At 73.9% G+C, this 23054-nt stretch carries 19 protein-coding genes; 12 read left to right on the forward strand and 7 right to left on the reverse strand.

Annotated elements, in window-relative coordinates:
* Positions 1–261: 261 nt before the first annotated feature.
* The gene (locus CCE02nite_RS01055) at positions 262–1044 is read right to left on the reverse strand and encodes an IclR family transcriptional regulator (RefSeq protein ID WP_141387338.1); all 783 of its coding nucleotides are present in this window, start codon (positions 1042–1044) and stop codon (positions 262–264) included.
* Between the two features lie 34 nt (positions 1045–1078).
* Between CCE02nite_RS01055 and CCE02nite_RS01060 the strand changes: the two genes are divergently transcribed.
* Both CCE02nite_RS01060 and CCE02nite_RS01065 read left to right on the forward strand, forming a co-directional pair.
* Entirely contained in the window at positions 1079–1606 is a 528-nt protein-coding gene (locus tag CCE02nite_RS01060; protein WP_141387340.1) for a helix-turn-helix transcriptional regulator, read from the forward strand.
* A gap of 10 nt (positions 1607–1616) precedes the next feature.
* Positions 1617–2027 (forward strand): VOC family protein, encoded by a 411-nt coding sequence (locus CCE02nite_RS01065; protein WP_047231031.1) that lies wholly within the window; start codon positions 1617–1619, stop codon positions 2025–2027.
* A gap of 6 nt (positions 2028–2033) precedes the next feature.
* On the opposite strand, the gene CCE02nite_RS01070 is transcribed toward CCE02nite_RS01065, so the two are convergent.
* The gene (locus CCE02nite_RS01070) at positions 2034–2954 is read right to left on the reverse strand and encodes a LysR family transcriptional regulator (protein ID WP_170227163.1); all 921 of its coding nucleotides are present in this window, start codon (positions 2952–2954) and stop codon (positions 2034–2036) included.
* A gap of 132 nt (positions 2955–3086) precedes the next feature.
* Here CCE02nite_RS01070 and CCE02nite_RS20320 point away from each other — a divergent pair, with 132 nt between their 5' ends.
* The 6 genes from CCE02nite_RS20320 to hutI all read left to right on the forward strand — a co-directional run bounded on the left by CCE02nite_RS20320 (position 3087) and on the right by hutI (position 11503).
* Positions 3087–3377 (forward strand): hypothetical protein, encoded by a 291-nt coding sequence (locus CCE02nite_RS20320; RefSeq protein WP_170227164.1) that lies wholly within the window; start codon positions 3087–3089, stop codon positions 3375–3377.
* A 111-nt stretch (positions 3378–3488) separates the two neighbouring features.
* Complete coding sequence (locus tag CCE02nite_RS01075) at positions 3489–3962, forward strand: nitroreductase family deazaflavin-dependent oxidoreductase (protein WP_141387344.1); 474 nt, start codon at positions 3489–3491, stop codon at positions 3960–3962.
* A 187-nt stretch (positions 3963–4149) separates the two neighbouring features.
* Positions 4150–6534: an ATP-binding cassette domain-containing protein gene (locus CCE02nite_RS01080; RefSeq protein WP_141387346.1), complete on the forward strand. Its 2385-nt coding sequence runs from the start codon at positions 4150–4152 to the stop codon at positions 6532–6534.
* Between the two features lie 214 nt (positions 6535–6748).
* Positions 6749–8398 (forward strand): histidine ammonia-lyase, encoded by a 1650-nt coding sequence (gene hutH / locus CCE02nite_RS01085; RefSeq protein ID WP_141387348.1) that lies wholly within the window; start codon positions 6749–6751, stop codon positions 8396–8398.
* Positions 8399–8441: 43 nt separating this feature from the next.
* Positions 8442–10106 carry a urocanate hydratase gene (gene hutU / locus CCE02nite_RS01090; RefSeq protein ID WP_141387350.1) on the forward strand — a complete coding sequence of 555 codons (1665 nt, stop codon included), beginning with the start codon at positions 8442–8444 and terminating at the stop codon, positions 10104–10106.
* Complete coding sequence (hutI, locus tag CCE02nite_RS01095) at positions 10106–11503, forward strand: imidazolonepropionase (RefSeq protein WP_141387352.1); 1398 nt, start codon at positions 10106–10108, stop codon at positions 11501–11503. The genes hutU and hutI overlap by 1 nt, the downstream gene beginning before the upstream one ends.
* 65 nt (positions 11504–11568) lie before the next feature.
* Here the strand turns inward: hutI and CCE02nite_RS01100 are convergent, their stop codons facing one another.
* Genes CCE02nite_RS01100 through CCE02nite_RS01110 form a run of 3 tightly spaced genes read right to left on the reverse strand, consistent with a single transcriptional unit; the run spans position 11569 to position 13698 of the window.
* On the reverse strand, positions 11569–12591 hold the full coding sequence (locus CCE02nite_RS01100) for an arginase family protein (protein WP_141387354.1): 1023 nt from the start codon (positions 12589–12591) through the stop codon (positions 11569–11571).
* 43 nt (positions 12592–12634) lie between these two features.
* Positions 12635–13012: a DUF1304 family protein gene (locus CCE02nite_RS01105; protein WP_141387356.1), complete on the reverse strand. Its 378-nt coding sequence runs from the start codon at positions 13010–13012 to the stop codon at positions 12635–12637.
* Positions 13009–13698: a maleylpyruvate isomerase family mycothiol-dependent enzyme gene (locus tag CCE02nite_RS01110; RefSeq protein ID WP_218026991.1), complete on the reverse strand. Its 690-nt coding sequence runs from the start codon at positions 13696–13698 to the stop codon at positions 13009–13011. The genes CCE02nite_RS01105 and CCE02nite_RS01110 overlap by 4 nt, the downstream gene beginning before the upstream one ends.
* Before the next feature lie 92 nt (positions 13699–13790).
* Between CCE02nite_RS01110 and CCE02nite_RS01115 the strand changes: the two genes are divergently transcribed.
* Both CCE02nite_RS01115 and CCE02nite_RS01120 read left to right on the forward strand, forming a co-directional pair.
* Positions 13791–14231 (forward strand): MarR family winged helix-turn-helix transcriptional regulator, encoded by a 441-nt coding sequence (locus tag CCE02nite_RS01115; protein WP_141387358.1) that lies wholly within the window; start codon positions 13791–13793, stop codon positions 14229–14231.
* Between the two features lie 434 nt (positions 14232–14665).
* Positions 14666–19165 carry a TIM barrel protein gene (locus tag CCE02nite_RS01120; RefSeq protein ID WP_170227165.1) on the forward strand — a complete coding sequence of 1500 codons (4500 nt, stop codon included), beginning with the start codon at positions 14666–14668 and terminating at the stop codon, positions 19163–19165.
* A 174-nt stretch (positions 19166–19339) separates the two neighbouring features.
* Here CCE02nite_RS01120 and CCE02nite_RS01125 read toward each other — a convergent pair whose 3' ends face one another.
* On the reverse strand, positions 19340–20239 hold the full coding sequence (locus tag CCE02nite_RS01125) for a universal stress protein (protein ID WP_170227166.1): 900 nt from the start codon (positions 20237–20239) through the stop codon (positions 19340–19342).
* 213 nt (positions 20240–20452) lie between these two features.
* Here CCE02nite_RS01125 and CCE02nite_RS01130 point away from each other — a divergent pair, with 213 nt between their 5' ends.
* Both CCE02nite_RS01130 and CCE02nite_RS01135 read left to right on the forward strand, forming a co-directional pair.
* Positions 20453–21184, forward strand: coding sequence for a response regulator transcription factor (locus tag CCE02nite_RS01130; RefSeq protein ID WP_082379792.1), 732 nt, complete (start codon positions 20453–20455; stop codon positions 21182–21184).
* A 145-nt stretch (positions 21185–21329) separates the two neighbouring features.
* Positions 21330–21803, forward strand: coding sequence for a pyridoxamine 5'-phosphate oxidase family protein (locus tag CCE02nite_RS01135; protein ID WP_218026992.1), 474 nt, complete (start codon positions 21330–21332; stop codon positions 21801–21803).
* An 18-nt stretch (positions 21804–21821) separates the two neighbouring features.
* Here CCE02nite_RS01135 and CCE02nite_RS01140 read toward each other — a convergent pair whose 3' ends face one another.
* Positions 21822–23009 (reverse strand): GAF domain-containing sensor histidine kinase, encoded by a 1188-nt coding sequence (locus tag CCE02nite_RS01140; RefSeq protein WP_170227167.1) that lies wholly within the window; start codon positions 23007–23009, stop codon positions 21822–21824.
* Between the last annotated feature and the right edge of the window lie 45 nt (positions 23010–23054).

Here is a 23054-nt window from a genome sequence, read left to right on the forward strand (position 1 = left end):
GAACCTTGGTCGTGCCCGACGGCGGTCGGTCGCTCGCCGTCGGGGGTCGCCCGGCGAGGCTGCCTCCGATCGGCTCGGGCGGCGGGGGATGGTCGAGCAGGCAGGCTGGGCGGCCAGAGGCAGGGATCTCATGCATGGCGAGGGGTGCCGGGGAGCCGACACCGCGGGCGGCCGCCCACCCAACCCGGCCACGCGTCGTCGGGCACAGAAACCAGGGCTCTACTTCGGCGGACCAGGGCTCTACCCCGCGCGACCAGGGCTCTACCTCGGCGGGGTGGGGCTCTCCCTCGCGCCGAGGCGGCGGCTGACCTCGGTGGCGGCGCGGCCGACGGCGGCGGCGAGCTCGGCGCGGCGGGCGGGTGGGGCGTCGTCGGCCCAGAACGTGAGGGCGATGCCGGCGACGGGGAGGCCGGTGTGGTCCACCGCGGCGTGGGCGACGGACGCGAGGCCGGGCGTGACCTCGCCGTCCTCCTCGGCCCAGCCGCGCCGTCGGACGCCGCGCAGGATCTCGCGCAGGGCGCCGAGGGACTGCGGTCCGACACCGGTGCGGTCGGCGAACGCGGCGGCGTTCGGGAAGAGGGCGCGGACCTGGGCGGCGGGCAGGCCGGCGAGGACGGCGCGACCGCTCGCGGTGAGGTGGGCGGGGAGGCGGACGTCGACGTCGGTCACGAGCGTGGGGCGGCGCGGTGCGCGCTGCTCGACGAGGTAGAGGACCTCGCGGCCGTTGAGGACGGCGAGGTGCGCGCTCTCGCCGGTCGACTCGACGAGGCGCGCGACGACGGGCCGCGCGAGCCGGGCGAGCGGCGCCTGCCGCGCGTACGCGGACCCGAGCGCGAGCGACGCCGTCCCGAGCCCGTACCGGTGCTCCTCCGGGAGGTGCGTCACGAACCCCTCGTCCACGAGGACGGACAGCAGGTGGTAGACGGTCGAGCGGGGGAGCCCGAGGCCCTGCGCGACGGCGGCCGCGGGCGACGGGCCGGCCTGCGCGGCGAGGTACGTGAGCACGCGGACGGCGTGGCGCGCGGCGGGGACGTCGCTCGGCATGGAGACCACGGTAGGGCCGTGGCACGATCGAGGCGTGACGACCCTGCCCGACGACCAGCGCCTGCGCGACCTCGCGCGGCTGCGGCGCGTGCGGGACCGGATCGACCGCGAGTACGCGCAGCCGCTCGACGTCGCGGCGCTCGCGGCCGGCGTGCACGTGTCGGCGGGGCACCTGAGCCGCGAGTTCAGGGCCGCGTACGGGGAGTCGGTGTACGCGTACCTCATGACGCGGCGCGTCGAGCGCGCGAAGGCGCTGCTGCGCCGCGGCGACCTGAGCGTCACGGACGTGTGCTTCGCCGTGGGGTGCTCGTCGCTGGGGACCTTCAGCACGCGGTTCACCGAGCTCGTGGGCGTACCGCCGAGCGTCTACCGGCGACGTGCGGCGGAACCCGACGCCGCGTCTCCCGTGCCTGCGGAGTCCCGGACGGCCGCGGCGGCCGCCTCGGGCGGCATCGGGACCGACCCCGGTGCGGAGCGCCTCGACGGGATGCCGGCGTGCGTCGCGCGCCGCGTCACGCGACCGGTCAGGAATCGAGAAGCGCCGGCGGGACGACGGTCCTAGCGTCGTTCCCATGAACCTCACCATCAACTCCAGCTTCCTGCCCCAGACCGACCCCGACGCCTCGCTGGCCTTCTACCGCGACGTCCTCGGCTTCGAGATCCGCAACGACGTCGGCTACGAGGGGATGCGGTGGATCACCGTGGGCCCGGCCGACCAGCCGGACACCGCGATCGTGCTGCACCCGCCGGCCGCGACGCCGGGCCTCAGCGACGACGACAAGCGCGCGCTCCTGGAGATCGTCGCGAAGGGCGCCTACTTCGGCGTGAACCTCGCGACGGCGGACGTCGACGAGACGTTCGCGCGGATCGAGGCGGCGGGGGCGGAGGTCGTGCAGGAGCCGATCGACCAGCCCTACGGCGTCCGCGACTGCGCGTTCCGCGACCCGGCCGGCAACGAGATCCGGATCCAGCAGCGCCGCTGAGGGTCGTCAGACCCGGCCGCTCGACCCCGCGGCCTCGAGGTCGAGCGTGAGCGCGAGCGGCCCGAGCTCGGCGGCCACCTGCGAGAACTCGGCGACGAGCGGGGGGATCGGCCCGGCGCGCCGGACGAGCCCCCAGCGCAGCACCGGCCGCTCGTCGAGCGGCACGTAGGCCACGTCCGAGCGCTCGAGGTAGCGGATGCCCTGGGCGCACGCGACGGCGACGCCGTCGCCGGACATGACGCGCCACAGCACCTCCTCGCGCGTCGGGGTGGTGCCGCCGCGGTCGGGCTCGCTGCGGGGCACGGGGCTGACGGCGCCCTCCCAGTAGTCGGGGACGGGCAGCCCCGAGGGCAGGACGTTCTCGTCGGCCAGCTCCGCGACGGACACCGACGAGCGCGTGGCGAGCGGGTGCGTCCGCCCGACGGCGAGCACGATCGGCTCGGTGAAGGTCACCGGGCCGACAGCGAGGTCCTTCTCCTCGACGGGCAGCCACAGGAGCGCGACGTCGACCTCGCCCTCGCGCAGGAGGCGGAAGGGCTCGTCGATGCGGACCTCGCGCATGCGCAGGTCGACGTGCGGGTTGCGGGCGCGGAACAGCGCCGTGACGGGAGCGAGCTCCTGCCAGAGCGGCCCCATGACGCCGAACGTCAGGGTCTCGCGCGCGGACCGCGCGGTGCTCGCCGCGGACTCGACGCCCTCGAGGATCCGGCGGTACCCGGCCTCGAGGTCGGCGCGGAGCTGCTCCCCGAGGGGCGTGAGCGTGACGCGCCGGCTGGTGCGCTCGAACAGGGGCGCGCCGATCCGGCGTTCCTGCTTGGCGATCGCCTGGCTCACCCGGGGCGCGGACACGTGCAGGCGCTCTGCCGTGCGCCCGAAGTGCAGCTCGTCGGCGAGCGTCAGGAAGATCTCGATGTCACGCAGCTCCACCCGACGATCGTCGCGTTCGTTAACCCCGGGCGCAACCACCGTTGCGGGATCGGCCGTTGTTCGCACGACCGCGCGGCCCGAGCCTGGAAGGGCACGGCGAGAGGCGCCGGGCGGGATCGGGAGGAGACGACCATGGCCGTCGTCAGGACGCACCGGTACACGGTGGAGACGGGCCGGCTGGCCCAGATGCTCGAGCAGCGCAGCGCGCTGATCCAGGGGCTGCGCGCGGCGAACCCCGCGTTCACCGCGGCCACGCTCGTCCGGCTGGAGGACGGGACGTACCTCGACATCTGGCGGTGGGACTCCGCCGCCGCGATGCAGACGGCGGCGCGGGCCGCGCGCGACGTCCCGCTCGTCGGGGCCACGCTCGGCCTCACCACCGACCACGAGGCGCTCGACGGCGAGGTGCTGGACGAGCGGTGAGGACCGCCGTCGTCCCCGGCCGCCACGGCGGGGGACGACGGTCCGGACGGGCGGCCGCGACCGACGCGGCCACGCACGGTATGACTGGACCGACACACGAGGAGCAGGACGATGAGCACCGAAGGACGGACGACGAACGGCGCGGGCCGCGTCCCGGGGACGCCGGGACGGTTCTCGCGCTGGATGCAGCGCCGCTCGAACGCGCGGCTCGTGCGCAAGGTCCGTGGCGGCAAGGCCACGTTCATGGGGATGGACGTCCTCGTGCTGCACACGGTCGGCCGCCGCAGCGGGGCGGCGCGCGAGACGCCGCTCATGTGGCTGCCGGACGAGGGCGACGCCGTCCTCGTCGTCGCCTCGGGAGGCGGCAGCCGCAACCCGGACTGGCACGCCAACCTCGCTGCGCACCCCGACGACGTCGCGATCGAGCTGCCCGGGCGAGCGCCCGTCCCGGCGACGCCCCACGAGCTCGACGGCGCGGACCGGGAGCGCGCGTGGCAGCGCGTCGCGACGGCGCAGCCGCGCATCGCGAAGTACCAGAGCAAGGCCGAACGGCAGTACCCGCTCGTGCGGCTCACGCCGCGGTGAGTTCCACCCGCACGGCCGGTCCTGACACAGGACGCCCGCGCGGCGCCGCAGAATCCACGCGCCGGATCGACCGGCTCTCGGGCAGACTTTCACCGGACTGCCGAGGCCGGGCGGTCGGCGCCGTCGACCGGCCGGTCGACCGACTCAGCAGTGGCCGCGCGACGAGGCTCGACGACGAGGAGACACGATGAGCACGGCAACGACGACGGGAACGCAGACCTCCGTGCCCCAGGACCCCGACGCGCACGACGTCATCCGGGTCCAGGGGGCGCGGGCGAACAACCTCCAGGACGTGAGCGTCGAGATCCCCAAGCGGCGCCTCACGGTGTTCACGGGCGTCTCGGGGTCCGGCAAGAGCTCGCTCGTGTTCGACACGGTCGCGGCCGAGTCGCAGCGCCTCATCAACGAGACGTACCCGGCGTTCCTCCAGGGCTTCATGCCCACGCTCGACCGCCCCGACGTGGACATGCTCGAGGGGCTCACGACGGCGATCGTCGTGGACCAGGAGCGCCTGGGCGCGAACCCGCGGTCCACCGTGGGCACGGTGACCGACGCCAACGCGATCCTGCGGGTGCTGTTCAGCCGGTTCGGCGAGCCGCAGGTGGGGCCGCCCACGGCGTTCTCCTTCAACATCCCCGCGCGCAAGGCGAGCGGCATCATGACGTCGGCGACGGGCGAGAAGACGATCGTCCGCAACGCGATCTACCACGGCGGCATGTGCCCGCGGTGCGAGGGGCGCGGCGCGGTCTCGGACCTCGACCTCACCGAGATCTTCGACGACTCCAAGTCCCTGCTCGACGGCGCGATCAAGGTGCCCGGCTACACCGCCGACGGGTGGATGGTGCGCGGGTTCGCCGAGTCGGGGTTCTTCCCGGGCGACCGGCCGATCCGCGAGTTCACCGAGCAGCAGATGCAGGACTTCCTCTACAAGGAGCCCACCAAGATCAAGGCGATGGGGATCAACGTCACCTACGAGGGCCTCATCCCCAAGATCCAGAAGTCGATGTTCTCCAAGGACGTCGACTCGCTCCAGCCGCACGTCCGCGCGTTCGTCGAGCGCGCCGCGACGTTCGCGCCGTGCCCCGACTGCGGCGGGACGCGACTGTCGGAGTCGGCGCGCTCCTCGAAGATCCGCGGCGTGAACATCGCCGACCTGTGCGCGATGCAGATCACGGACCTCGCCTCCTGGATCCGGGATCTGGACGACCCGAACATGGCGCCCGTCGTGAACGCGCTCGGCGACAACCTCGCGTCGTTCGTCGAGCTCGGGCTGGGCTACCTCAGCCTCGACCGGCCGTCGGGCACGCTGTCGGGCGGCGAGTCGCAGCGCATCAAGATGCTGCGCCACCTGGGCTCGTCCCTCACCGACGTCACGTACGTGTTCGACGAGCCGACGATCGGCCTGCACCCGCACGACATCGACCGCATGAACGGCCTCCTGCTCCAGCTGCGCGACAAGGGCAACACGGTGCTCGTCGTCGAGCACAAGCCGGAGACGATCGTCGTCGCGGACCACGTCGTCGACCTCGGCCCGGGGGCGGGCACGGCCGGTGGGCACGTGACGTTCGAGGGCACGGTCGAGGGGCTCCGGGCGAGCGGCACCGTGACCGGCCGCCACCTCGACGACCGGGCGACGCTCAAGGACGCGGTGCGGACGCCGTCGGGCGCGCTGGAGATCCGCGGCGCGAACGCGCACAACCTCCAGGACGTGGACGTCGACGTCCCGCTCGGGGTGCTCGTCGTCCTGACCGGGGTGGCCGGGTCGGGCAAGAGCTCGCTCGTCGAGGGCTCCGTCTCGCGGCGCGAGGACGTCGTGACGATCGACCAGGGCGCGGTGCGGGGGTCGCGCCGCAGCAACCCCGCGACGTACACGGGCCTGCTGGAGCCCATCCGCAAGGCGTTCGCCAAGGCCAACGGCGTCAAGCCGGCCCTGTTCAGCGCGAACTCCGAGGGCGCGTGCCCCGAGTGCAAGGGAGCGGGCGTCGTCTACACCGAGCTCGGCTTCATGGAGACCGTCTCGACCCCGTGCGAGGACTGCGGGGGCCGCCGGTTCCAGGCCGCGGTGCTCGACTACACGCTCGGCGGGCTGAGCATCGCCGACGTGCTCGACCTCCCGGTCGCGAAGGCCCGCGAGTTCTTCTCGTCCGGCGAGGCCAAGGTGCCTGCGGCGAAGGCGATCCTCGAGCGGCTCGACGACGTCGGCCTCGGGTACGTGAGCCTCGGCCAGCCGCTCACCACCCTGTCCGGCGGCGAGCGTCAGCGCCTCAAGCTCGCCACGCACCTCGGCGACAAGGGCGGCGTCATCGTCCTCGACGAGCCGACGACGGGCCTGCACCTCGCCGACGTCCAGAACCTCCTCGGCCTGCTCGACCGGATCGTCGACTCCGGCAAGTCGGTCATCGTCATCGAGCACCACCAGGCGGTCATGGCGCACGCGGACTGGATCATCGACCTCGGCCCCGGTGCCGGGCACGACGGCGGTCGCGTCGTCTTCGAGGGCACGCCCGCCGACCTCGTGGCCGCGAGGTCCACGCTCACGGGCGAGCACCTGGCGGCCTACGTCGGCGCCTGACCCCTCGCCACGTCGAACACGACATGAGCGTCGTCATCCGCCCGATGGCGACCGTCATGTCGTGTTCGACAGCGCGCGGAGGCGTGGTCGCCTTGCGGGGCGCGAGTTCTCTCGCCAGCCTCACCTTCGCCACCGGTCTCGCGTGTCTGGGATGCCAGACTGAACCTCCACGGCCGCCCTGTCCGGGCGGTGTGCCGCGGTGTGTGCTGGTGGCATGGCAGCGACGACGCACTCCCCGGCCGTCTCCGGCCGCCCCGGCCCGACGGCGGTCCTCGCCCCCGACCCGGCCCGTGCCGCGCGCGTCGTCGTCGTGGGCGACGGCCCGCTGACGATCGACGACGTGGTCGACGTCGCGCGGCACGGTGCGCGCGTGCGGCTCGCCGACGCGGCGGTCGACGCGATGGCGGCGAGCCGCGCCGTCGTGGAAGGGCTCGCGGACGACGACCGCCCGCACTACGGCGTCTCCACCGGGTTCGGCGCGCTCGCGCGGCGGCACATCCCGGTCGAGCGCCGCGCGCAGCTCCAGCTCAGCCTCGTGCGGTCCCACGCCGCGGGCTCCGGACCGGAGGTCGAGCGCGAGGTCGTGCGCGCGCTCCAGCTCCTGCGGCTCGCGACCCTCGCGACCGGACGGACGGGGGCGCGCCCCGTCGTCGCGCAGACGTACGCGGCGATGCTCGACGCCGGGGTCACGCCCATGGTGCGCGAGTTCGGCTCGCTCGGCTGCTCGGGCGACCTGGCACCGCTCGCGCACGTGGCGCTCGCGGCGCTGGGGGAGGGCGAGGTCCGGGACGCGACGGGCGCCCTCGTGCCCGCCGCCGATGCGCTCGCCGCGGCCGGGATCGCGCCGCTCGCGCTGCGCGAGAAGGAGGGCCTCGCGCTCATCAACGGCACGGACGGCATGCTCGGCATGCTCGCGCTCGCGCTGCACGACCTGCGGTCCCTGCTGACGACGGCCGACGTCGCGGCAGCGGCGAGCGTCGAGGCGCTGCTCGGCTCGGACGCACCGTTCGCCGCGGACCTCGTGGCGCTGCGGCCGCACCCCGGCCAGGCGGCGTCGGCCGCGAACCTGCGCGCCCTGCTCGACGGCTCGCCCGTCGTCGCGAGCCACCGCACGCTCGACGCCGACGGCCGTCCGGAGTGCACGCGCGTGCAGGACGCGTACTCGCTGCGGTGCGCGCCCCAGGTGCACGGCGCCGCGCGCGACACGCTCGACCACGCGGCCGCCGTCGCACGCCGCGAGCTCGCAGCGGCGATCGACAACCCGGTCGTCACGGTGGACGGGCGCGTGGAGTCGAACGGCAACTTCCACGGGGCCCCGATCGCGTACGTGCTCGACTTCCTCGCGATCGCCGCGGCCGACGTCGCGAGCATGAGCGAGCGCCGCACGGACCGGTTCCTCGACAAGGCCCGGAACGAGGGCCTGCCGCCGTTCCTCGCCGACGACCCGGGCGTCGACTCCGGCCTGATGATCGCGCAGTACACGGCGGCGGGGATCGTCTCGGAGCTCAAGCGCCTCGCGGTGCCGTCGAGCGTCGACTCGATCCCGTCGTCGGCCATGCAGGAGGACCACGTGTCCATGGGGTGGGCGGGTGCGCGGAAGCTCCGCCGCGCCGTCGACGGCCTCGGCCGCGTCCTCGCGATCGAGCTCCTCACCGCCACGCGTGCGCTCGACCTCCGCTGCGCCCCGGGTGGGTCGCTGCACCCCGCGCGGGGGACGGGCGCCGTGCGCGACCTCGTGCGCACGGTCGTCGCGGGCCCCGGCCCGGACCGCTACCTCTCGCCCGAGATCGAGGCCGTGACCCACCTCGTCGCGACGGGTGCCGTGACCGCGGCGGCGAGCGCCGCCGTCGGGCACCTGGCCTGAGACCCCACCCGAACCGAACGGAGCGAGACAGATGGTCCGACAGATGGCCCATGAGCTCGGCACCCCCGTCCCCGTCCGCGCCCCGCGCGGCACGACCCTCACCGCGCGGTCGTGGCAGACCGAGGCGCCGCTGCGGATGCTCATGAACAACCTCGACCCCGAGGTCGCGGAGCGGCCCGACGACCTCGTCGTCTACGGCGGCACCGGCCGGGCGGCGCGCGACTGGCCGAGCTACCACGCGATAGTCCGCACGCTCACGACGCTCGCGGACGACGAGACGCTCCTCGTGCAGTCGGGCAAGCCGGTCGGGGTGCTGCGGACGCACGAGTGGGCGCCGCGCGTGCTGCTCGCGAACTCGAACCTCGTGGGGGACTGGGCGACGTGGCCCGAGTTCCGGCGGCTCGAGGCGATGGGCCTGACGATGTACGGGCAGATGACGGCCGGGTCGTGGATCTACATCGGCGCGCAGGGCATCCTCCAGGGCACGTACGAGACGCTCGCCGCGGTCGCCGCGAAGCGGTTCGGAGGCTCGCTCGCCGGGACGCTCACGCTCACCGGCGGGTGCGGCGGCATGGGCGGCGCGCAGCCGCTCGCGGTGACGCTCAACGGCGGCGCGTGCCTCGTGGTCGACGTCGACCGGTCGCGCCTCGACCGCCGCGTGCGCGAGCGGTACCTCGACATGGTCGCCGACGACCTCGACGCCGCGGTCCGGCTCGTCGAGGACGCGCGGCGCGAGCGCCGGGCGCTGTCGGTGGGGGTCGAGGGGAACAGCGCGACGGTCGTGCCGGAGCTGCTGCGGCGGGGGGTCGAGGTCGACGTCGTCACGGACCAGACGTCGGCGCACGACCCGTTGTCGTACCTGCCGGTCGGGGTGTCGGTCGACGAATGGGCGGACTATGCCGCCGCCAAGCCTGACGAGTTCACCGACCGCGCGCGCGAGTCCATGGCGCGGCACGTCGAGGGCATGGTCGGCTTCCTCGACGCGGGCGCCGAGGTGTTCGACTACGGCAACTCGATCCGCGACGAGGCGCGCCGCGGCGGGTACGACCGCGCGTTCGAGTTCCCGGGGTTCGTGCCGGCGTACATCCGGCCGCTCTTCGCGCAGGGCAAGGGCCCGTTCCGGTGGGCCGCGCTGTCGGGCGACCCGCGCGACATCGCCGCGACCGACGCCGCCGTGCTCGACCTGTTCGACGACGACCACCTCCACCGCTGGATCCGCGCCGCTCAGGAGCGGGTCGCGTTCCAGGGCCTGCCCGCGCGCATCTGCTGGCTCGGGCACGGCGAGCGCGACCGAGCGGGCCTCGCGTTCAACGACCTCGTCGCGTCGGGCGCGGTGCGCGCGCCGGTCGTCATCGGCCGCGACCACCTCGACGCCGGGTCCGTCGCGTCCCCGTACCGCGAGACCGAGGCCATGGCCGACGGGTCCGACGCGATCGCCGACTGGCCCTTGCTCAACGCGCTCACGGCCGCGTCGTCGGGCGCGACGTGGGTCTCGATCCACCACGGCGGCGGCGTCGGCATGGGCCGCTCGATCCACGCGGGCCAGGTGTCCGTCGCGGACGGCACGCCGCTCGCCGCGGCCAAGCTCGCGCGCGTGCTGTCGAACGACCCGGGCCTCGGCGTGCTGCGCCACGTCGACGCCGGGTACGACGACGCCGTCGCGGCGGCCGAGCGCGGCGGCCTCCGCGTCCCGACGCGGGAGGCGTGATGGCTCGCCCTCCGGCGCCGAACCCGGGGTTGCGCGGCACGACGGCGCCCGGCTGGCGCGAAACCCCGGGTTCGGCAGCCCTCGGGTGGCCCGCAACCCCGGGTTCGGCGGACGGGTCGACGCTCCTCACCGGGATCGGGGAGCTGACGACCAACGCGCCCGGCGGGCCCGGCACGGGTGAGGGCGACCCGACCGGGCTGGTGACGGACGCCGTCGTGCTGCTCGACGGCGGCCGGGTCGCCTGGGCGGGGCCGGCCCGCGAGGCGCGGGACGCCGTCGGGCGCGCTCTGGACGGACGCGCGCCGGACGTCACGGTCGACGTGGGCGGGCGCGCCGTCGTCCCCGGGTTCGTCGACTCGCACACCCACCTCGTGTTCGCGGGCGACCGCGCCGCCGAGTTCGAGGCGCGCATGGCCGGCCGCCCGTACGCGGCGGGCGGCATCCCTTCCACCGTCGCTGCCACGCGCGCCGCGTCCGACGACGAGCTCCGGGCCGGGCTCGCGCGGCACCTCGACGAGGCGGCGCGGCAGGGCACGACCACGGTCGAGGTGAAGAGCGGCTACGGGCTCACCGTCGCGGACGAGGAGCGCGCGGTCCGGCTCGCGCGCGAGGTCACGCCGGAGGTGACGTTCCTCGGGGCGCACGTCGTGCCCGCGGAGCTCTCCGGGCGCGCGGACGCGTACGTCGACCTCGTGTGCGGCGACATGCTCGCCGCGTGCGCGCCGCACGCGCGGTGGGTCGACGTGTTCTGCGAGACCGGCGCGTTCACGCCCGAGCAGTCGCGACGCGTCCTCGAGGCCGGGGCCGCCGCGGGACTCGGCGTGCGCGTGCACGCGAGCCAGCTCGGCCCGGGGGAGGGCGTGCGCCTCGCCGTCGGGCTCGGCGCCGCCGCCGTCGACCACTGCACCTACCTCACCGACGCCGACGTCGCGGCGCTCGCCGGGTCGTGGACCGGCAGCGGGAGGCGGCCGGGCGGGCCGTCGGGAGCGGTCGCCGGGACCGTCGCGACCCTGCTCCCCGGCGTGGAGTTCTCCACGCGCCAGCCCTACCCCGACGCGCGACGCCTGCTCGACGCGGGCGCCGTCGTCGCGCTCGCGAGCGACTGCAACCCCGGGTCGAGCTACACGTCGTCGATGCCGCTGTGCGTCGCGCTCGCCGTCCGGGAGATGCGGATGACCGTCGCCGAGGCCGTCTGGTCCGCGACCGCGGGGGGCGCGCTCGCGCTGCGGCGCGACGACGTCGGGCATCTCGCCCCCGGCGCGCGGGCCGACCTCGTGCTGCTCGACGCCCCGAGCCGCGTCCACCTCGCCTACCGCCCGGGCGTCCCGCTCGTCGCGGCGACGTGGAAGGACGGCATCCGCCTCCCCGCCAGGGAGAACCCCGGATCGACGAGGTAGTTCTCCCTCGCGCGACCACGGTCCTGTCTCCGTGTCACCACCGGCTCTGCTGTGCCGCCGCAGCTCTAGGTGCGCACGGGCTCCGGTGCTGACGGGCGGAGGGCGAGTCCCGCCGCGAGCTCGAGGACGCAGAGCGCGGCGAGGCGGACGGTGCGGCCGTCGGGGGCGTCGGCGGTGGCGTCGACCTCGACGACGTCGGCGGACCGGAGGCGGTCGTCTCGGGCCGCCGCGCGGACCAGGGCGCGCAGCTCCCACGCCGCGATGCCGCCGGGGACGCTCGCCGGGCAGCCCGGGGCGACGGACCGGTCGCACACGTCGACGTCGACGTCGAGGTGCACCGGCCCGCCCGCGGCGCCGGCGATCTCGAGCGCCGCCCGCATCACGTCCTCCGGGCCGCGTCGGCGCAGCTCGTCGACGTGGACGACCCTGATCCCCAGGTCCACCGCGCGTCGCGCGTACTCGGCCGAGTTGGCGAAGTCCGCGATGCCGATCTGCACGACCCGCCGCGGGTCGAGGCCGGCCTCGACCAGCCGGCGCACGGGCGACCCGTTCGACACGCCGTCGCGCAGGTCGTGGTGGGCGTCGAGCGTCACGAGGCCCGCGGCGGCGAGGTCGCCGCCCCACGCGCCGAGCGCCGTCGCGACGGTCACGGAGTTGTCGCCGCCGAGCGCGACGAGCAGGCGCGCGCGCTCCAGGGCGGCGCTGACCGCGACGCGCGTCCGCGCCTCGCCCTCCGCGCCGTCCGGCTCGTCGACGTCGCCGAGGTCCGCGAACGCGAGGTCCGCAAGGTCGAGCACACCCCGGCCCGACGGTGCCCCTCGGCCAGTCCCGACCGCCGCGGCGGGCCGCACGCGGGCGGAGGGACCGCCGTCGGGCAGGGGGCGGTCGGGGACGAGGGCGGGGCTGAACCGGCGCAGCGCGTCGCGCACGGCGGCGGGGGTCTCGTGCGCGCCGGTGGGGGAGAGCGACGTGCGCCAGGCCGGGACGCCGAGGATCGCGACGTCGACGTCGTCCCCGCCGAGCGGGGGCCAGCCGCCCGCCCGGGGCCAGGACGGGTCGTGGGACAGGGGCTGTGCGGCGCTGCTCACCTCCCGACCGTAGCAACGCCCGGGATCGGTCGAGCGGCGCGGGTCAGGACGCGAGGGTCGCGACGAGCGTCGCGAGCCCGAAACCGGACTGCCCGAGGGTCCCGGTCCACAGGCGGTGGTCGGAGACCCACAGCACGACCCCGCCCAGCGCCATGAAGCCCGCGGTGTACAGGACGAGGGTCCGTCCCTCGTCCACGAGGCCGTTCGCGGCGAGCACGACCCCGAGCACCGTCCCGGCGCCGAGGAACATGTTGTAGAACGCGACGTTGAACGCCCACAGCGCGACCTCGGGCGGCGAGAAGCGCTTGCGCAGCAGGAACTGCTGGGCCCAGGGCCGGTGGAAGAAGAAGGCCTCGACGACCCCGACGCCGACGTGCAGCACGCCGGCGGCGACGGCGAGGACCTGGGCGAGCGTGCTCATGGGAGCTCCTCCCGGTCGTGCGGCGCGAACGAGCGGGCGAGACGGCGGGCGCCGTCACCGTCCAGGTGGGCGAGGGCCGCGGGTCGCCCGGTGAGCAGCAGGAGCAGGGCGGTCATGGAGCCGGTCACCTGCTGTCCCTCGCCGCGCTGCCACGGCACGTCGGCGGCGACGAGGCGGAAACCGGCGAGGCGCCGCCGGGCGCGGAACGGGAACGACACCGCCCACACGCGCTCGGCGGCCTCGCGGGAGGCGAGGGGCGGTGCGGGGAGATCGATCCCGAGCGCGACGGCGACGTCCTGGGCGTGGACGAGCGCGTCGACGAGCGCGCCGTGCGGGGTCGTCCCCGGCGCGAGGTGACGCGACCCGACGGTCGCGCGCAGGGCGGCGAGCACCTCCTCGCGCGGGCGTTCCCCGGCCTCGCGCGTGAGGAGGTCCATCATCCCGTCGAAGCTCGCGCGGCCGCGGACGAGCGCCCGGGCGAGCCCGCGGGCGAGCGCCGCGCGCGAGGAGGTGGGGGCGAGGGTGAGGTGGGCGGCGACGTCGTGGACGCGCCATCCCGTGCACAGGCTGGGGCGCTCCCAGTCGGCGGGGTCCAGACCGGCGACGAGGTCCACGAAGGAGGCCCGGGCGGTCGCGACGGCCGCCCACACGTCGTCCTCCGCCATCAAGTAGTCGGGTGCACTCATCGGAGCGCCTCCAGAACTGATACGATGATCTGACTACTTTAGTCAGCCGGACTGACGATGGTCAACCCCTCGGCATCCCCACGGAGGCGTACGTGAGCGAGCAGGACGAGCTCAACACCGGGCTGCTCCTGTTCATCCCGTACCGCGCGCTCGAGCTGCGGGTCTACACCGCGGTCCGGGAGGCGGGGTTCGACGACGCGACGCCCGCGCAGCTCCGCGTGTTCCAGCGGGTCGGGCCGCACGGCACGCGCCTCACGGACCTTGCCGAGGCGGCGGAGATCACCAAGCAGACCGCGGGGTTCCTCGTCGACCAGCTCGAGGCCGCCGGATACGTCGAGCGTATCCCCGACCCCGCGGACCGTCGGGCCCGCCTCGTGCGCGTGACCGCCCGGGGCGAGGCGGCGTCGCGCGTCGCCGCAGCGGAGCTCGCGCGGGTCGAGGCGGAGTGGACCGCGCACCTCGGGGTGCGCGGCATGGCGTCCCTGCGGCGTCAGCTCGCGCGCCTGCGCGAGATCACCGACCCCTGGGCCTAGCTCGAACGGCTCGACGTCCGCCGTCGGCGTGAGGAGACCGCCGCGCGGTCGTGCTCGCAGCGCAGCGCGGCGCGCTCGCCCTGGAGCGACCGGGCGGCGCCCGGTCCCACTTGTGCATAGCAAGCATGCATAACAAAGATCCATGACACGCATCTTTCGACTAGACGTCGACAAAAGTAGATCCCGAAGGTACGGTCGGTTTTCGTCGGCTGACACGGGCATCCTCGTTCGGTCGCAGGTGCAGCCTCAGCGTCGAGCGCTCGCAGGCGTCGACCGGCGCGAGCCACGGAGGAGTGCGGCCAGAGACCCTGTGCCTCGCCCTCACGATGCAGGCTGCTTGGTTTCCCCAGTGCGTCAAGGAGGACGTTGTGCACAGATTTTCCCCAGGCCACCGAAGGTGGTCCCGCTACGCCGCTGCGGCGGTCTCAGCCGCGATGCTGATACCGCTGACGGTCGGAGGGGCGTACGCCCACCCCGGGCACCAGGAGGGCGGCGACACCGCCGCTGTCGACGCCGCCGCGCTCGACTGGGACAACTACGAGAAGGTGCTGCTCAGCAAGGACACCGGCGAGCCGATCGACCTCGCCGTCCTGCCCGACTCGCGCGTCCTGCACACGGCCCGTGACGGCGTCGTGCGACTCACGGACCCGATGACGGGTCTGACGAGCCAGATCGCCCAGCTCGACGTCTACAAGAACTCGGAGGACGGGCTCCAGGGCATCTCGCTCGATCCGGACTTCGAGGAGAACCACTTCGTCTACATGGTCTACGCGCCCCGCGTGATGGAGGGCACGTCGCCCTCTGGTGTGGAGTACCCGGAGACGACCCCGTCGGGGAGCGCGCCGAACTCGCTGCCCGCGGGCGAGGACGAGAGCTACTGGGACCGGTGGCTGGGGTACAACGTGCTGTCGCGGTTCACGTGGGACCCGGCCACGGCCGCGATCGACCTGTCGACCGAGCGCGAGATCCTCAAGGTCGACGCGCAGCGTGGGCAGTGCTGCCACGTGGGTGCGGACATGGCGTGGGACGAGGAGGGGAACCTGTTCCTGTCCACCGGTGACAACACCCCGGCCAGCACCCCGGGCGCGAACGGGTACGCGCCGAACAACAACGCTCCGGGCATGAACCCGGGCTTCGACGACCGTCGCGGTGCGGGCAGCACGAACGACCTGCGGGGCAAGATCCTGCGGATCAACCCGATCGAGGACCTCGCGGCCGGCGCCGAGGTGGGTCCGGGGAGCACGTACACGATCCCCGAGGGCAACCTCTTCGACGACCCGCAGTACGACGACGTGCGCGACCTGGTGCGCGAGGAGACCTACGTCATGGGTCTGCGCAACCCGTTCCGGATCGACTACGACGTCGAGTCCGGCGCGCTCGTGTGGGGCGACTACGGCCCCGACGCGGCCGCCGCGAACCCCGACCGTGGCCCGATGGGCTACGTCGAGTGGCAGCTCACGACCGAGCCCATGAACGGTGGCTGGCCCTACTGCCACGGCCCCAACGCGAACTACAACGAGTGGGACTACGCGACCCAGACGCCGGGCGACTTCTTCGACTGCGAGGCCGGCGCCGTCAACAACTCGACGTGGAACACCGGCCTGGACGTCCTGCCGCCGGCGACCGCGCCGCAGGTCTACTACGGCGACAAGGCCGGCGACCAGCCCGAGCTGCTCGACCCGCTGACCGAGTGGGGCGGCGGCGGCCAGGCCCCGATGGGCGGGCCGATCTTCCGCTCGGCCGACTCCCCGGACGCACCGGGTAAGTTCCCCGCGTACTGGGACGGCAAGCCGTTCCTGGCGGAGTTCTCCCAGGACTACGTCGCCGCGTTCACGCTCGACGAGCTGAGCAGCGACGGCGTGGTGACGGCCGTGGAGGACTTCCTGCCGAACGCGCACCTCACGAGCGCCGCACAGCCCATCTGGGACAACGTCATGGACTTCGAGTTCGGTCCTGACGGCAACCTGTACGTGCTCGAGTACGGTGACGGCTTCTTCCGCCAGAACCCGGACGCGGGCCTGTACCGCGTGTCCTACAGCGAGGGCAACCAGCACCCGCAGGCGTCGTTCACCGCCAGCGCGATCTCCAGCAGCGAGGCCCCGCTCGAGGTCACGTTCGACGCCTCGCGGTCGAGCGACCCCGAGGGCGCCGAGCTCACCTACGAGTGGGACTTCGACGGCGACGGTCAGACCGACGCCACCGGCGTGAAGGTCACGCACGAGTTCACCGAGCTCGGGCAGTACGACGTCATCCTGCGGGTCACGGACCCCGAGGGTCTGTTCACGCTCTCGACGAAGCAGATCACGGTCGGCAACACGGCACCCGAGATCAGCGTCGACGTCGCGGACGGGGCGATCTTCAACTGGGGCGACGAGCTCTCGCTCGGGGTCTCGGTGCACGACGCCGAGGACGGCGACGAGGTCGTGTGCAGCGACGTCAAGTACACGTTCGGCCTGGGCCACAACACCCACGCGCACCCCGAGGTCACGGGGTCGGCGAAGGACACGGCCGACGGCTGCGGCATCACCATCGCGACCAACGCGGACGCCGTGGAGCACGGTGAGGGCGAGAAGATCTTCGGCACCCTCGTCGTGACCTACACCGACAAGGCGCAGGGCGACGTCCCGGCCACGACCGGTGAGCTGACGCGCATCTTCAAGCCCGAGGAGCAGCAGGCCGAGTGGTACGACGAGGCCGAGGGCATCGAGGTCGTCGTCGACGAGTCCGCCGACGCCGGTGGCTACGTCACGTCCCTCGACGCGGGCGACTCGTTCGCCTACGAGCCCGTGGCCTTCGAGCACGCCCCGTCGGGCGACGCCATCAACCGCGTGACCGTCCTCGGTCGCGGTGAGGGCACCCTCACGCTGGGCTGGGAGGGCGCCGACGGCACGACCGACGAGTCGCTCGCCGAGCTCCGCTTCGCGAGCGAGGGCTGGACCGACGTCACCCGGACGCTGACCAGCGTGCCGGAGGGCTCGGGCAAGGTCGTCGTGACGAGCACGGGCGGCGTCGACGTCGACAACGTGTTCTTCGGGACGTCCGTCATCATCCCGGCGGACCAGGTCTCGCTCCAGATGTTCTCGCTGATCCCCTGGGTCACCGCGGACGGCCAGCAGGCCGTGCTCGACCGCCTCGGCGAGATCGGGCTCCAGAACATCGAGCCCTTCGGCGGCAACTACTCCGGCCTGACGGCGGAGCAGTTCCGCGCGCAGGCGGACTCCGCGGGCCTGAGCGTGCCGTCCTCGCACTACGACGTGGGCGAGGCGACCTTCGACGACACGCTCGACTACGTGGCCACGGTGGGGCAGAAGTACGTGGGCTCCGGCGGCTTCCCCAGCCCGGGGATCGGCAGCCTGGAGAACACGCTGGCCACGGCCGAGGCGATGAACCGCCTCGGTCAGCGCTCCGCGGAGGCAGGCGTCGGCAAGGTGTTCGGCCACAACCACGACCAGGAGTTCACCACCAAGTACGAGTACGACGGTGAGCTCACGTCAGCGTGGGAGATCCTCGTGGCGGAGACGAACCCCGAGTTCGTGACCTTCGAGCTCGACACGGCGTGGGCCGCCCATGCGGGCGTCGACGTCCCGGCGCTCGTCGAGCAGTACGGCGACCGCATCGAGCTCATGCACATCAAGGACGCCGTCAACCTCAACGCCGGTGGGCGCCCGACGTTCACCAACCTCGGCGACGGCGACATGCCGCTGCAGGAGATCCTGGCCGCCGGTCAGGAGGCGGGCGTCGCGTACTACGTCATGGAGTACGACATGGCCGCCGACGGCGAGTCGTTCGCCACGACCGGGTTCGAGTACCTCACCGGTGAGGCCGCGGGCGGCTCGGAGGAGCCGACCGAGCCGGTCACCATCCCGGTGGACAAGGTCTCGATGCAGCTGTTCTCGCTCAGCTCGTGGAGCCGCCAGATCGGCTGGGAGGGCGTCTACGACCGCCTGGGCGAGATCGGCTTCGAGAACGTCGAGCCCTTCGGGTCGAACTACTCCGGCCTCACGGCGGAGCAGGCTCGCGCCCAGTTCGACGCTGCCGGTCTTCGCGTCCCGTCCTCGCACTACTCCGTGAACGAGGGCACCTTCGACGCGACGCTCGCGTACGTCAAGACGATGGGCCAGGAGTACGTGGGCTCGGGCGGCTTCCCGTCCCCGGGGATCGGCGGGGGTCTGGCGAACGTGCTGGCCACGGCCGAGGCCATGGACCGGCTCGGTGAGCGTTCGGTCGCGAACGGCACCGGCAAGCTGTTCGGCCACAACCACGACCAGGAGTTCACCACCAAGTACGAGTACGACGGTGAGCTGACCTCCGCGTGGGAGATCCTCGTGGCCGAGACGAACCCCGAGTTCGTCGCGTTCGAGCTGGACACGGCCTGGGCCGCGAACGCCGGTGTGGACGTCCCCGCTCTGATCGACGAGCACGCGGACCGCATCGAGCTCCTGCACATCAAGGACGCGACGAACCTCAACCAGGGTGGGCGTCCGACGTTCACCAACCTCGGTGAGGGTGACATGCCGCTGCAGGAGATCCTGCGGGCCGGTCTCGACGCGGACGTGGCGTACTTCGTCATGGAGTACGACGGCTCGCCGGCGAACGACGAGTTCTCCGCCGAGGGCTTCGAGTACCTCACCGGCCTCGAGGCCGGTGCGGACACCCCGGAGGTCGACGTGACGGTCGAGCCGCGCTGCCTGGCCGGCAAGACCTACGTCGCGGTGCGTGCGCTCAACGCGGACGACTCCACGCTCGACATCGCGATCGAGACGCCGTTCGGCAGCAAGACCTTCGCGGACGTGGCCCCGGGCAAGAACGCCTACCAGTCGTTCGGCACGCGTGCCACGGAGATCGAGGCCGGCGAGGTGACCGTCACCGTGACCGACGCGGACGGCGTCACCGACACGGTCACGGCCGAGTACGCCGCGCGGTCGTGCGGCTGAGGTGACCCGGACGCCGGGTGAGACGGGGGTCCGACACCGTCTCGCCCGGCGCCCACCGGTGCGCCCCGTGGGGCGGCGGCCGATGCCGCCCTGCTTCTCGGTGGTGGTGCGCCCGTCCGGCAGCGGGCGCACCACCACCTGTCCCGGTCGTGCGTGGCGACCGCCGGTGGCGCGCTACGCCTTCTCGGCGTGCACGACGGCGACCGGGTGCGTCGCGTGGTGCAGCACCTGCTGGCTCACGGAGCCCAGGACCATGCCGCGCAGGTCGCCGCGGCCGCGCGAGCCGACGACGGTCAGTGCGGCCCCCGCCGCGGCCTCCCGGATCGCGACGGACGGCTCGCGGTCCACGACGAACGTCTCGACGAGGACGTCGTCGTGCTCGGCGGTGCGCACACGTGCGAGCGCCGCCTCGACGGTGCGCGACGCCTCGGCCCGCGCGTCGCGCTCGGCCGACGTGTAGAACGACGGGTTCTCCTCCCACAGCGGCCCTACGGGCAGCCGCCACGCGCACACCGCCACGACGCGCGACCCGGTGCGGGCCGCCTCGTCGAGCGCGAACCGCAGCGCCGCGTCGCCGTGCACGGACCCGTCGACGCCGACGACCACGTCGGTCGTCCGCTCGGCCCGGTCCACGACCGGCGGCACGACGACGACCGGCACGGGAGAGCGCGCGGCGAGCCGCGTGCCGACGGAGCCGAAGAACATGGAGCCGACGGAGCCCAGGCCGCGCGACCCGACGACGACGAGGTCGGCGTCCTTGGCCTCGTCGAGCAGCGCCTCCGCGGGCGGGCCGGAACGCAGCGTGGTGCGCACGGGCACCGAGGGGTCGACGTGGGCGGCACGTTCCGCGGCGGCCGACAGGATGGGCCCGGCGATCTCGCCGAGCTCCTCCACGCTCGGGTAGTACGCGCCCCCGACGAACGGCGTCGCGACCACCGGCACGTAGGCGACGTGCAGCACGCGGAGCTCGGCGCCGCGCCGGGCCGCCTCACCGACCGCCCAGTCCAGGGCCTTGCCGCTCGTCGCGCTGCCGTCCACACCGACCAGGACGACCTGCTGCGTCGATCCGCTCACGATTCCCACCTCGGTCCCTCGTCCCCTTCGCGGCGGGTGTCCTCCGCCGCCTGCACATCTCCTGGATACCCCCTGAGGCCGGGGGTACGCACCCCGCGACCGCCCCCGCGCGCGGGGACCCACGGCTCCAGGTCGTGGGACGAAGGTCCCGTACCTGCGGCGTCGGACCCTCGCTCGCGCGAGAATCCGTCCCCGACGGGCTACGTTGAGGTCATGGGCTCTCCCCACCCGATCCGTGTGTTCCTGCTCGACGACCACGAGGTGGTCCGGCGTGGCGTGGCCGCGCTGCTCGAGGCGGCCGGTGACATCACCGTCGTCGGCGAGGCCGGTACCGCCGCCTCCGCGCTCGCGCGTATCAAGGCGACGCGACCCGACGTCGCGATCCTCGACGTGCGTCTGCCCGACGGCTCCGGCGTCGAGGTGTGCCGCGAGGTGCGCTCCGAGCTCCCCGAGGTCGGCTGCCTCATGCTCACGTCCTTCGCCGACGACGAGGCGCTGTTCCAGGCCGTGCTCGCCGGCGCGTCGGGGTACGTGCTCAAGCAGATCCACGGGTCCGACCTCGTCGGCGCGGTCCGCACCGTCGCGGCGGGCGGGTCGCTGCTCGACCCGGCGAGCACCGCGCGCGTCCTCGAGCGTCTGCGCCACGCCGCGGACGAGATCCCGGACCGGCTCGAGGGCCTGTCCCAGCAGGAGCGCCAGATCGTGGCGCTCATCGGCGAGGGCCTGACGAACCGCGAGATCGGCAAGCGCCTCTACCTCGCGGAGAAGACGGTCAAGAACTACGTCTCGCACGTCCTCGCGACGCTCGGCCTGCAGCGGCGCACCCAGGTCGCGGTGCTCGCGACCGAGATGCGCCAGGAGGAGGCGACGCGCCAGGGCGGCACCCCGGGCGCGGGCGCCCCGGCGGGGGACCGGCAGCACGGTGGCCAGCCGTTCCGTCCCTGACGGCGGCGCCGGAGCGGTGCGTCCCGAGGGGCCCGAGGGCTCGTCGCCGGACGGACCGGAGGCCGACGGCGAGGGTCCGGCCGACCGCGCGGCGTCGGGACCTTCGGCTCTCGCCGATCTGACACCGCGGCGCGACGATGTGGAGATGGACACAGTCGAGCGGACCGGGACAGGGGCACCGGTGGTGGGTGCGGGGGCCATGACGGCCGAGCGTCCGCGCGCCTCGGCAGGGCTCTCGGAGCTCACGCCGGAGGAGAGCTACGCGCTCCTCGCGACCGTCCCCGTGGGCAGGATCGTCTACACCGACCACGCGCTGCCGGCGATCCAGCCGGTGAACTTCGTCCTCGACGGGCCGGACGTCGTGTTCCGTACCGCCGAGGGCTCCAAGCTCGCGGTCGCCGCGAGCCGCGCGGTCGTCGCGTTCGAGGTGGACCAGTTCGACGCCGAGGCGCGCTCCGGCTGGTCCGTCGTCCTCGTGGGCCGCACGTTCGAGGTCACCGAGCCGGTGGAGCGGGCGCGGCTGCTCGCCCTCCCGCTCGTGACGTTCGTGCCGGGCGCGCGCGACCGCGTCATCAAGGTCGTCCCGCGCATCGTCACCGGGCGGCGGATAGTGCGCTGAGGCGGTCCGGGAGCCGGGTCAGACGAGCGGCACCCACCACTCGAGCCGCGTGCCGCCGTCGGGGAGCGCGGTCGCGGTGCTCGACCCGCCCAGCGCCGCCGCGCGCGCCTGCATGTTCCGCAGCCCCGAGCGGCGCCCGCCGGGCTGGATGCCCACGCCGTCGTCCGTCACCGTGAGGCGCGCCTCGTGCGCGGTCACGGACAGGTGCACGACGACGTGGCTCGCCTGCGCGTGCCGCGCCACGTTGGTCAGGGACTCGCCGAGCACGACGACGAGCTGGTCGGCGACCTCGGCGGGCAGGCTCGGGCCGCCGTCGGACACGCCCGCGCCCGACCCCTCGGTCGCGACCTCCACGCTCACCTCCGGCGCGAAGCCCAGGACCGTCGTCGCGGCCTCCGCCTGGGCGCGGAACCGGTCCTCGATCGACGGCGCGTCCGGGTCGCTCGCCGTGTGCAGGGCGAAGATCGTCGAGCGGATCTGCCGGATCGTCTCGTCGAGGTCGGAGACGGTCTCCTCGATGCGGGTCCGCGCGTTCGGGTCGGCGACGAGCGGCTGCACGCTCATGAGCGTCATCGCCGACGCGAACAGGCGCTGGATCACGACGTCGTGCAGGTCGCGCGCGATGCGGTCGCGGTCCTCGAGCACGCCCACCTGCTTGGCGCGCCCGTAGAGCCGGGCGTTCTCGATCGCGACGCCCGCGGCCGCGGCGAGCGCGATCACGGCCGCCTCGTCCTCCGCCGTGAACTCCGTCGTGGAGTCCTCGTTGCCCGGCCCGGGCACCCGCTTGTCCGTGAGGTAGAGGTTGCCGAACACCGTGTCGCGCACCCGGACCGGGACGCCGAGGAACGTGTGCATCGGCGGGTGGCCCTCGGGGAAGCCGGCCGACCGGACGTCGTCGGCGATCTCCGGGACGCGGATGGGCTCCGGGTTGTCGATCAGCTCCCCGAGCAGGCCCTCGCCGTGCGGCCAGTGGTCGATCGCGGCGACCTGGTCGTCCGAGAGCCCGAGCGGGATGAACTGCGCGAGACGCTCGCGGCCCGAGGCGTCGAGCACGCCCAGCGCGCCGTACCGGGCGCCGGTGAGCTCCATCGCCACGTCCACGATGCGCCGCAGCACCTGCGGGAGGTCGAGGTCGCTCGTCACCGCCACGACGGCGTCCAGCACGCGTTGCCCGGCGGTGGCCGGCAGGTCCGTCGTTCCGCTCACCCGAGCCAGTCTCCCAGACGCGGGGCCCCCGACGGCACCGGGCCG

The organism is Cellulosimicrobium cellulans (assembly GCF_006539945.1).
GTDB classification, from domain to species: domain Bacteria; phylum Actinomycetota; class Actinomycetes; order Actinomycetales; family Cellulomonadaceae; genus Cellulosimicrobium; species Cellulosimicrobium cellulans.